The following is an 11,213-nucleotide window of genomic DNA, read 5'->3' on the forward strand; positions in this document are numbered from 1 at the left end:
TCCACGGCCAATCCCCAACCTCAAGAACCCATAATACATCTAGTGTCTTAAATAATATGAAAAATTAACTGGACGGAACCGTCCCGTTTGTTTTACATAAGTCGCAATTAATAATGATACGCATTACAGAACCATGATCTGCTTGCCCGCAAAGCGACGAACCAGAAAAGGCCCAACAGATGACAGTGATATCTCCGATGCATGCGCGCATGATATTGCTTGCAACCTCCACGATGCTAAGCCCCCTTGCGGCCAACGCGCAGAACGCGGCAGTAACGCTCCCGACGATCGAGATCGAGGCCGACGCCCCCGATCCGGCTTCGACACGGGATTCCTACCTTGATGAAACCCCGAAAAGTGCAACCAAGACATCAACACCGGCACTGGAAACCCCGCAATCCATCAGTACCGTCACACGCCGCCAGCTTGACGATCAAAATCCGCAAAGCGTGAAAGATGCCCTGAATTACACCGCCGGTGTCCTGTCGACCCCGGATACGACAAACCGGTATGACAGCCTGTTCATGCGCGGCTATGGCGGGTTCGGCACATCGACGCGTATTGTCGATTTTCTGGATGGTCTGCGCCTGCCCCGCGGACAGGGTTTTGCCTTGCCCTCGATTGATCCCTTCCTGCTTGATCATCTTGACGTGCTCAAGGGACCATCGGCCGTGGTGTATGGTCAGACAAGCCCGGGGGGCATGGTCAATCAGGTGTCGCGCACACCAGATGACGTGTCCTATAACGAAGCCCGCCTTGAATACGGCTCGCACAACCGTATGCAGGCAGGACTGACCAGTCAGGGGGCACTCGATGACGCAGGCGAATGGCAATACAGCCTGACCGGGATCACCCGGCGTGCCGAAACACGCTATGATGATGTTGACGAGGAACGAATTGCCATTGCCCCGGCACTGACATGGCAACCGACACAAAATACCTCGATCACGGTGCAGACCTATTATCAGGAAGATCCGGAAGGCGGTTATTTCAACTCGATCTATCCGAAGTTTCTGGCATCTGGACAATATAGCGGGGCTCTTGACCGTGACTTCAATGTCGGCGATCCCGGTTACGAAAGCTATGATCGCGAACAATATGGTATCGGCTACGACTTTGATCATCGCATCAATGATGTCGTCAGCATCAGCTCCGCAACGCGATATTCGGCAATGGATCTGGATTTTCAGGGCATCCAGATGACGGGGGCCCTCACAGCAGGCGGAAGCCTGCCCCGCCAGGCAACCAGATCAATCGAAAATGTCGATGGCATCTCGTCTGACAACAATGCCCAATTCGAATTTGCAACCGGTGCACTGGAACACACGACCCTTGTCGGTCTTGACTTCCAACGCTCCGTCAGCGAATGGGAATATCAGGTCGGAACCGCCCCATCGCTTAGTGTCACCAATCCGCAATACAGCCTCGCCTATGGTCCGTTCACCACATTTATCGATAACAGGCAGACATTGCAGCAAACCGGCCTGTACCTTCAGGATCAGCTTGCCCTTGGCGGTTGGCACGCCCTGTTGGGGGTTCGCTACGACTGGACCGATCAGAAGACCGAAAATCGCCTGACGAACTCAACCAGAAATCAATCCAGTGACTCGGAATCTTACCGTGCCGGTCTGCTCTATGAATTTGATAATGGTATCGCCCCCTATATCAGTTACTCAACATCGTTCGAGCCAACAGTGGGCGTTGATGCCGCCAGCAACCCGTTCACCCCGACCGAGGCAGAACAATGGGAAGCCGGTGTCAAGTTTGAACCCCACGGCCTTGATGCATTATTCACCGTTTCCACATTCCACATTGTTCAGGAAAACGTCCTGACAGCCGACCCGGTAAATACCAATTTCCAGGTTCAGGAAGGCGAGATCCGCTCTCGCGGGATTGAATTCGAAGCCCGTGGACAGGTGACAGAAAATCTTGAACTCATTGCCGCCACAACCCTGATTGACACCGAAGTCACCCAATCCACCACCGCCAGCAATATTGGCAAACGCCCGCAGGCTGCGCCGGAATATTACGGCTCTGCATGGGCCAATTACCGCTTTGACAACGGTATACTGGATGGATTGGCCGTTGGCGGCGGCCTGCGGTTTGTCGGCAGCAGCTTCGCCGACAGCAACAACACGACCAAGGCGGATGGCTATGTGCTTGCCGATGCAGCACTCAGCTACGCGCTGGGGGGCATCAGCCCGGCGCTGGATGGCGCCGAGGCAACGCTTAACGTCACCAACCTGTTTGACAAGGAATACTATTCAAGCTGCAGCTCAAACTTTTATTGCCAGTATGGCAATGGTGCGCAGTTCCTCCTTGGTCTTCGCTATAAATGGTAAGATTGGCGCTTTAAAAATGCTTCTGAACAGACGGAAATTTTCCCTTCTGCTCGGCGCTGCGATGGCGGCCCCCTCGGTCGCCCTCGCAAATGCCGGTGCTGACGCATCCTCGCACATTACCGATATGGCAGGGCGCACGGTAAAGCTGCCTGATCATATCAAACGTATTGTGCTGCTTGATGCCCGTGACATTCTCAGCATGGCGATCCTCCACCCCTCCCCATCCGACCTCGTGGTGGGATGGGCGGATACCGCCCGACTCGATAGCGAAATACTCCGTACCACCTATGACCGTCACGCCGATGGCAGCCTGATCGAAACTGTTGGCGGTTCATCACCGGGCACGGTGTCGCATGAAAAAATCATCGCTCTTGAGCCCGACCTTGTCGTGGCAACGGCATTTTCCGAACCCGGGCTTGGCAATGGTGAACTGACCCAACGTCTGGAACAGGTCGGCATTCCTGTCATTTTCAGCAATGTGTCATCAAACGTGCCCTCCGGCTCGAAGACGGCAACAAACCCGTTTGATGAAATGGCCGCCCTGATGCGCATGTGGGGGAAAATCCTGGACCGGCGTAACCGCGCCGAAGAATTCATCTCCTTTGTCGGCAAACATCAAAAGGCGATTGCCGACCGCCTTGCCGGGATCACCCCCACGCAGGCTTATCTCGAAATCCAGTCGACATATGATGATTGCTGCTGGGCTGCCGGCCAGCAGATATGGGGGGATCTTCTGCGACAGGCAGGCGGCCGCAATCTGTCGGTCGTCGAAGCACCATGGTACGCGCAGGTATCAATCGAACAATTGATGGCAGAATCCCCGGACGTCTATATCGCATCGGGCGGTGCATATGCCGCCGAAATCCGCCCTGCCGTTGGTCCGGGCCTTGATCCCGTGCCCGCACGCGCCGCACTCGAACGCCTCACCGGACGGACCGGCTTTTCAACCCTTCCTGCGGTCATCAATAACCGGGTGCACTGCGTCTGGACCGGGCTTCTGACCATCGCCCCTTTGCAAATTCTCTTTCTCGAAGTCGCCGCAAAATGGCTTCATCCCGACCTTTTTGCCGATCTGTCTCCTCAGCAAACGCTTGATGACATCAACCGTCTCTATCTCGGCACGCCGCTTTCCGGTCCTTGCTGGATTTCGCTTGGCGACAATGCCTGAAAATCCGCCACGAAGGCGGAAAACAGAACCGACAAGGATAAACGCCATGACCATTTACACGGCAGATGCGGCCTTCGACTTTCCCGACCTTGATGGGGAAATCCAGAACATTATCGATCTCCTCTGCGCGCATAATATGGAACATGAAGCCCGTGATGACGGATCATTGTTCACATCGCCGCTTGGCACCGCACTTCTGGTTTCCGGCAATGAAAAGCTTCATATCCATGTCGAGGCGACCGAACCGTTATCTTTTAACCGCCTCAAACATGACCTGACCATTCTGATTGATTTCATTACCCAGCCGGACGCCATTCAATTTGACTGGTCCGGCGATGCCGTCGGTACCACATTGGCCCCTGATCTCAGGATTATCGAGGTTCTCCATATCTCCCAGCCAAGTGCGAAAATGCGCAGAATCCGTTTTCGCGGGGAAAACCTCGAACGATATGCCGCTCCCGATCAGATCCATTGTCGCCTGATGTTCCCCAACACCCATACGCCGCACAGCCTGTCCGCATGGCCAAGGCTCGATGACAACGGCAAAATTGTCTGGCCCCAGACCGGTAAACTGGAATCCCGTATCTATACAATCCGCAAAATCGATACCGCGACCAACACGCTTGATATCGATTTTGTCCTTCATGATGCTCCGGGCCCCGGTATTTCCTGGGTAAACAACGCCCGGCCCGGGGATGTTGTCGGCATGTTTGGACCGGCGGGGAATGGTCCCAAACCGGCTGGTCAGTATCTCCTGATTGGGGATGAAACCGGGCTTCCGGGCATCGCCCGCATTCTCGAAGGCCTTCCGGCCAATGCTTGCGGCAATGCCTTGGTTGAAGTTTCCGATATATGCGAAAAACAGGATATTCGTCACCCCGAAGGCGTTCAAATTCACTGGCTGTATCGAAACGGCGCCGCGCCCGGGACAACAACACTGCTCCTCGACCGGCTCCGCTGGCTCGACCTTTCCGCGCAGCCGGAATCACTGTTTTGCTGGGTCGGCACCGAATATGTATCCTTTCGCGACATTCGGTCCTATCTGCGCACGGAAATCGGCATCCCCAAATCCCGTCTGGTCGCATTCGCCCATTGGCGACGCGGCATGAGCGAAGAAAACGTTATTGCTGCTGGCCCTGAACAAACCTGATCCGTTTACCCGCCCCGGCCCGGAACACAGAAAGATCACAGGCTCTCTGCCAGGCTGGTCCTGGCCTGGGACTGACGCTGCGGATGACATCTCGGTCAATGATCTTTACCGCCGGAACCATGACCAAGACATCCGGGCAACCGCCAGCCGATGACCAATGCGGCGGCAGAACACAAAACCCAAGACCGGACGTCCCGCCTCCCGGAAGTCCGGGCAGCCCCCGTGCCTCCCCCAACCTCACCGACGGACGGTCCTCGGGCTCACGGCCCGCTCCGATCACTCCCGGCCATCACGACTCTTCCGGCAACCGATGGAGCCCGGACACATCTCGGGCCTCCACCATCCTCGCCAGCAGACAACCTCGGACTCACCGCACGCTCCGGTCACTCCCGGCCACGGCGACACTTCCCGCAACCGATGGATCCCTGACACACTTCGGGCGTCTTCCATCCTCACCGACGGACGACCTTCGGGCTCACCGCCCGCTCCCATCACCTCCGGCCATCAAGGCATTTCCCGCAACCGATGAAGCCCGGACGCATCTCGGGCGTCTGCTATCCTCATTCTCCGACGGCCTTCGGGCCCACTACCCGCTCCGGTCACTTTCGGCAACGACGGCACTTTCCGCTAACCGCCGAGGTCCGGACACACTTCGGGCGCACGGCCCCCACTGGTCCACCATCGACGGGTCACAGATCGCCACTACCCGCTGCTGCCATCGCTGCCGCTCCCGGCAAATCTAACGCTCCTTTTCCAACAAGACGCACCTCTCCCGTCATGACAAATGACCGGGTTAGTCCCCTTAGTCCTTGGGCAGAATCCCGCCGTAACGGCTCCGCCATCCGCCGCCCCATATCCTGCGGGTCACCCCGCCGCACGGCCCGTGTCTCTGTCTCTGTCCGTCTCTTTGCCGCATCATCCTGATCACCTCTTTCATCCAGCCCCAAACGCAAAAACCCGCAAGGCTCAAGGCCTCGCGGGTTTCGGTCCGGGTGCATTTCTCCCGTTGACTTTTCTCTTATGCCACAAATAAAAGAACAAATCAAGAACTTTTTTCGAAAAATCTGAAAAACTTTATATATGCTCCAGGGCTGCCCCCAATTCGTACGCCTGAAATTGACAATTGAAATCTGGTTGCCCTTAGAAAAGGGAATTGTCGTATGGCACGGATTTAATGCTGCAGAATGAATAAGTTATTGCTCGTTTTCTTCTGCTTGAAGAGCGTGGATTGATCAGCAGAACAGCGATCTAACAGCATATTTCACATTCTTTAAACCGTTACGCGGCCCAATTTAATTGCGAATGAGTATTATTTTTGATAACTCAACAAGTATCGGATCATTAGAGTCAGGTTTTCGGTTTGGCAATAACCGACATCAAAACGCTATTCCTTTCCCATCAAAGGGAATTGCAGATTTATCTCACTCGCCTGTTGCGCGACGCTGATATTGCTGTGGATTTGACACAGGAAACATTCCTGCGTGTTACCGAACACGCCCGGCAGAATAAATCGAATGATGTGACGCATGTACGCTCCTACCTGTATCGGGTTGCCCACAATCTTGCCGTGGACCATGTTCGTGCACAAAAGCGTAACCCGGTGAATCGGGCTGATGACAGCAATCTGGGAACGATCCCTCACAATGCCCCCTCGCCAGAACAAATTGTCGGCGATCAGTCTGAACTTGATTTCGTGCGGCGTGCCCTTGATGAACTTCCCGAAAGGACGCGCAATATCTTCGTGCTGGTGCGCGTAGATGGGCTTACATATCATCAGGCTGCCGAGAGACTTGGTATCTCCGACAGTTCGGTCCAAAAGCATATTGCCCGTGCCATTGCCCACGTCATGGCACGGCTGGGCAAGAAAGGCGTGTGATCTGGTGCAAAATTTTTTAGCCTTTTCTTGTACTTTGAACGTCCTAAAGTTATGGACCAAATGAAACAGCGATTTTCGGGCGCGGATCAGTAACGTGAATCAAACGCAACAGACGCAGGAAAGCATTGATCTTTGTGCCGCCAACTGGGTTGCGCGGATGATTGACGGCGGCCTGAATGATGCAGAACAGAAAGCTCTTGATGCCTGGCTTGCACAATCCCGTTCCCACCAGCAAGCATTTGCCGATGCCAATCACGCACTTGCGATGATGGATGCCAGTCTGTTTTCTGACGGCGTAAATGCGGCGCAAAGCTCTATGCATGAGGCAGACAGGCAGAACGCCGAAATCCGGCCATTTCCGGTAATTACAGGCAAAGGCAAAAAACCGCCTCGCACAGGTATCGGAAAATGGGCCGCGATTGCGATGGCAGCCTGTCTGCTCATCGCACTGTTTTCCGGCAGGGTGCTGATGGGTGATCCGGCTTTGGTCTGGGGGGCAGATTATCATACTGCACCAGGCGAAATCAGGGCGATCACCCTTGACGATGGCAGCAAGATAACACTTGGCCCCGATAGCGCCATTGACGTCAAATTCAGTGAACAGGAACGACGGATCGAAATTTTTACCGGCCTCGTCGACTTTCAGGCAGTTCCGATGGAGAATGCCGGTGATCGTCCCTTCGTCGTGTCCACCGGCGACGGTATAGCACGCGCTTTAGGGACCCGTTTTGTCATCGACAAATTCGATGATTATGCGTCGGTCTCCGTATTGCAACACAACGTGAAAGTCAGCCTGACAAACGGCGCGCCCCCCACAAAATCGCTCGTTCTGAGCCCCAATGAGGCTGTCAGATACAGCCGATATTCACTTGAAGATATCTATCCCGTCAATTCAGACCGCGTTCTGAGCTGGCAAAAGGGCAAGCAGATCTTTGACCGGGTTGCCTTGCGTGAAGTGGTTGCCGAGTTTTCCCGCTATCAGCATGGAAAAATCCTGATCGCCAATGAAGCCGTTGCACGAAAGCGTGTCAGTGGTGTTTTCGACATGAGCGATCCACAAGTCGGGCTGGACCTGATTGCGACAGAGCTGTCTATCCGCAAGGTTTCCATCACACCGCTGCTGACATTCCTTTACTAAATCGGACGCCCAGTCTTCCGGAAAAGCCGCATTTCGGCCATTTCCCGACCTTCCTCCTGAAGAAAAACAAAAAAATAGAAATTTATCTTACTGAATCAGAATGCAAATCCCGTCTCACCTAGCATCAGCAAATGCAAATCATTTGCGTTATTAAGAAAATATCGAAGATGGGGGTCTGCATAATGCAGGTAAATAAAGCCGGCAAAGCCCGGTTGGCAAAAGGTTTGGCATATCAGTTGATATGTGGTGCAAGTTTGTTTGCACTTGCTGCCGGGTTGATCGTTACGGGGGTTCCAGCCACGGCGAAAGCACAACAGGACAATACGTCGGTAAGCAGTGCAACACCGATGGAATTTTCAATCCCGTCACAGGATCTTAATCAGGCGCTGTTGACTTTTGCCGATCAGGCAAATTTGCAACTGTTCTACGATCTGGACCGTATCGACGGTTTGCAAAGTTCGGAACTGGAAGGCAGTTACACGCCTTCTGATGCACTTAAAGTCCTGCTGCTGGGTAGCGGTATGACCTATCGGTTCACGAGCGAGAGCACTGTTTCCCTGTCAAAGATGGAAACTTCCGATGTTGATGCGTCGACGGTTGTTGATCCGGTCTATGTCGAAGCAAATGCACAAAGTTCAAGCGAACTGGCGCATGGTTACGTCGCAACAACCAGCAGTTCGGGAACCAAAACCAGCACTCCCCTGATCGAAACCGCCAAAAGCATTTCGGTCGTGACCGAGCAGGAAATTGAAGACCGCGCAGTTGCCAGCATTGAGGATGCGGTCGCCTATACCGCAGGTGTAGTGACCAATAATTACGGCTATGATCCACGCTTCGATCAGGTCTATGTCCGTGGCTATCCGGTTCATATCTATGGCGATTATCGTGACGGCCTGCGGCAGATGACAGGTGTTTACGCAACCTTCAGAACCGAACCTTATAGCCTTGAACAGCTTGAGATCGTGAAGGGACCGACGGCGGCACTATATGGCCAGACGACACCCGGCGGCTTGCTAAATAGCGTCACCAAACGCCCGCACAAAGATGCCAAAAACAACGTATATGGACGTTTCACCGACACAGAATCCTATGAAGGTGGTTTCGACTACAATCTGGATATCAGCAAGAATGGCGAATGGGCCTCGCGATTTGTCGGCATGGCGCGTTATGGCGAAACAAGCAATGACATCCAGGATGATCGCCAGATGTTCGCGCCAACCATTCGCTGGCAACCCAATGAGAACACGGACCTGACCGTTTATACCCTTTTACAACATGACGAGACGGACGCATCTGCGACATTGCTGAACCTGAATGGCGAAGTCCTTGACTATCGTACCAGTGACGCAGATTACGACTATCAGAAGCAAGATCAGTTTCAGGTCGGCTATGAACTCACCCACCATCTGAACTCCGTGCCGGTCACCCTGGCTCAAAACACCCGATTTGGTTATTTTGACCTCACGGCCCGCTATCTCACCGGGGGCGTTGCCGGGGCTGGCTGGAATCCTTCTGACGCCAACGAATATCGACGCGTGGCACAGGCCGTCCAGGAAACACTCTGGAGCGCACAGGTCGACAATCAGGCAATTACCAGCTTTGAAACCGGAGAGGTTTCTCATGAATTGCTGACCGGTCTGGATTTAATGTACTCGAAATCCGATTATCGATTTGGTTCAAGTGCGGTGCTGAGCGACTACAGCTTCTATCTTGATGACCCAAACAGATCAATTTCCGGCAGCACGCCTGCCTACACGACATTGGATGATGTTACTTATAACCAGACAGGCGTCTATGTTCAGGATCAGCTGGAATACGGGAACTGGCATTTCAATGGCGGCGTTCGTTTCGACTATGCAGAGCGCAAGCGCATCAGCCGCCTGACAAATACCGGCTCAACAGACTACAACACCGCAACGACTTTTAATGCCAGCGCACTTTATGCGTTCGATAACGGTGTATCGCCCTATGTCAGTTGGGGCACTTCATTCCTGCCAAGCACCAGTCAGGATATCAACGGCAAGATGCTCACCCCGACCGAAGGTGAACAATATGAAGTTGGCGTCAAATACGAACCAATCGGGTTCGATAGTTTAGTCACCGTATCTGCCTATCGACTGACCGAGGACAATGTTGCCCGCTATGCAGGCTACAGTGCCACAATTGGTTCGTATTATGAGCCTATCGGCAAACTTGAATCACGCGGGCTTGAAATCGAAGGCAAGGCAAATGTGACCGAAAGCCTGAGCCTTGTTGCAAACTTTGCCTATAACAATGCCAAGATCGTCAAAGGCTCCTATCGTGGCAACACGCCGCTCGTAACGCCGGAAAAAACCGCATCGACCTGGGTGGATTACACTTTCCAGAGCGGACCTCTGAGTGGCTTCGGACTTGGCGTTGGCGTTCGCTACATCGACTCAAGCTATGCCAACTATACCAACACCAGCAAGAACAAGTCTTACACACTGCTTGACGCCGCAATCCGATATGACTTCGGTGCGGTCAGCGACAAGCTTGAAGGCCTGACACTCGCCATCAACAGCACCAACCTCGCCGACAACAAAGCCGACATTTGCAACAACGGATACTGCTACCAGAACGAGGGGCAGACCATTGCAGCAACATTAAAATACGACTGGTAACCGCGCATCCCGGGGCGCAATACCGCGTCCCGGGTCCGTTTTCCGCAATCCGCGTCCAACGCGGATTTTCTGCATTTCCAAGAAACTGGTTCATCGCCATGGATTTGTCTGACCGCCCCGCCGTTCTTGCCATGCAGGACACCCATTTCCAAACATCGGGGGGCTCAATCCTTCTTAAGGAAGTCTCCGTTACATTTCGGGCGCGCAGCCTGACTGCAATTGTGGGCCATAACGGTTCTGGTAAATCGACGGCCCTTAAAATGCTGGCTGGGCTGAACAAACCATCGGGGGGGACCGTCACCCTTGATGGCGAAAATATTGCAAGCTTTGGCACACGCGAATTTGCAAAAAACGTTGCCTATCTGGCACAGGATCCCGGCGACGGCGCAGATTACACCGTCGAGGAACTGGTCGCTCTGGGACGGTATCCCTGGCACGGACCATTCGGGCGATTACAGGACCACGACAAACAAGCAATCGAACGTGCCATTGCTCTGACCGGGCTGGAATCATTACGTCAACGTGCTGTCCACACCCTGTCTGGTGGAGAACGGCAACGTGCATGGATCGCAGTCACGCTGGCCCAGCAGGCACCTTGCCTGCTTCTGGACGAGCCAATTTCAGCACTCGACCTTGCCCATCAATATGAAATCCTGCTTTTGCTTGCAGAACTCAGCAAGCAAGATGGCTTGTGCATCATCGCCGTTTTGCACGATATCAATCTGGCTGCGCGCTTTGCCGATCAAATCGTTGCCTTGAAAAATGGCCATCTGATTGCGGATGCATCCCCTCAAACCATTATGCAGCCCAATATTCTGCGCGATATTTTCGGCATCGACATGCTTGTCCAGCCCCATCCAACCAATGGGCATCCTGTTGCCTTGGCCAATGTGTGAC

The 11,213-nt window shown here is 53.8% G+C and carries 7 protein-coding genes; all 7 read left to right on the plus strand.

The annotated features are described in order from the left end of the window. Positions 1-179: 179 nt before the first annotated feature. Entirely contained in the window at positions 180-2,342 is a 2,163-nt protein-coding gene (locus TH3_RS13185) for a TonB-dependent siderophore receptor (protein ID WP_007091351.1), read from the plus strand. A 16-nt stretch (positions 2,343-2,358) separates the two neighbouring features. Continuing rightward, positions 2,359-3,510, plus strand: coding sequence for an ABC transporter substrate-binding protein (locus TH3_RS13190; RefSeq protein WP_007091350.1), 1,152 nt, complete (start codon positions 2,359-2,361; stop codon positions 3,508-3,510). 46 nt (positions 3,511-3,556) lie between these two features. Continuing rightward, complete coding sequence (locus TH3_RS13195) at positions 3,557-4,660, plus strand: siderophore-interacting protein (RefSeq protein WP_007091349.1); 1,104 nt, start codon at positions 3,557-3,559, stop codon at positions 4,658-4,660. Positions 4,661-6,020: 1,360 nt separating this feature from the next. Further along, positions 6,021-6,536, plus strand: a complete 516-nt coding sequence (locus TH3_RS13205) for an RNA polymerase sigma factor (protein WP_007092393.1) — start codon at positions 6,021-6,023, stop codon at positions 6,534-6,536. Positions 6,537-6,630: 94 nt separating this feature from the next. Further along, entirely contained in the window at positions 6,631-7,674 is a 1,044-nt protein-coding gene (locus tag TH3_RS13210) for a FecR family protein (RefSeq protein WP_007092392.1), read from the plus strand. A gap of 182 nt (positions 7,675-7,856) precedes the next feature. After that, the gene (locus TH3_RS13215; RefSeq protein WP_007092391.1) at positions 7,857-10,316 is read left to right on the plus strand and encodes a TonB-dependent siderophore receptor; all 2,460 of its coding nucleotides are present in this window, start codon (positions 7,857-7,859) and stop codon (positions 10,314-10,316) included. Positions 10,317-10,414: 98 nt separating this feature from the next. Further along, complete coding sequence (locus TH3_RS13220; protein ID WP_007092390.1) at positions 10,415-11,212, plus strand: ABC transporter ATP-binding protein; 798 nt, start codon at positions 10,415-10,417, stop codon at positions 11,210-11,212. Position 11,213 lies beyond the last annotated feature (1 nt).

Origin of the sequence: Thalassospira xiamenensis M-5 = DSM 17429 (genome assembly GCF_000300235.2) — a bacterium.
Classification (GTDB): domain Bacteria; phylum Pseudomonadota; class Alphaproteobacteria; order Rhodospirillales; family Thalassospiraceae; genus Thalassospira; species Thalassospira xiamenensis.

Coding starts and splice junctions, on each gene's coding strand:
- TH3_RS13185 (WP_007091351.1), top strand. CDS start 180: ATGACAGTGATATCTCCGATGCATGCGCGCATGATATTGCTTGCAACC.
- TH3_RS13190 (WP_007091350.1), top strand. CDS start 2,359: ATGCTTCTGAACAGACGGAAATTTTCCCTTCTGCTCGGCGCTGCGATG.
- TH3_RS13195 (WP_007091349.1), top strand. CDS start 3,557: ATGACCATTTACACGGCAGATGCGGCCTTCGACTTTCCCGACCTTGAT.
- TH3_RS13215 (WP_007092391.1), top strand. CDS start 7,857: ATGCAGGTAAATAAAGCCGGCAAAGCCCGGTTGGCAAAAGGTTTGGCA.
- TH3_RS13220 (WP_007092390.1), top strand. CDS start 10,415: ATGGATTTGTCTGACCGCCCCGCCGTTCTTGCCATGCAGGACACCCAT.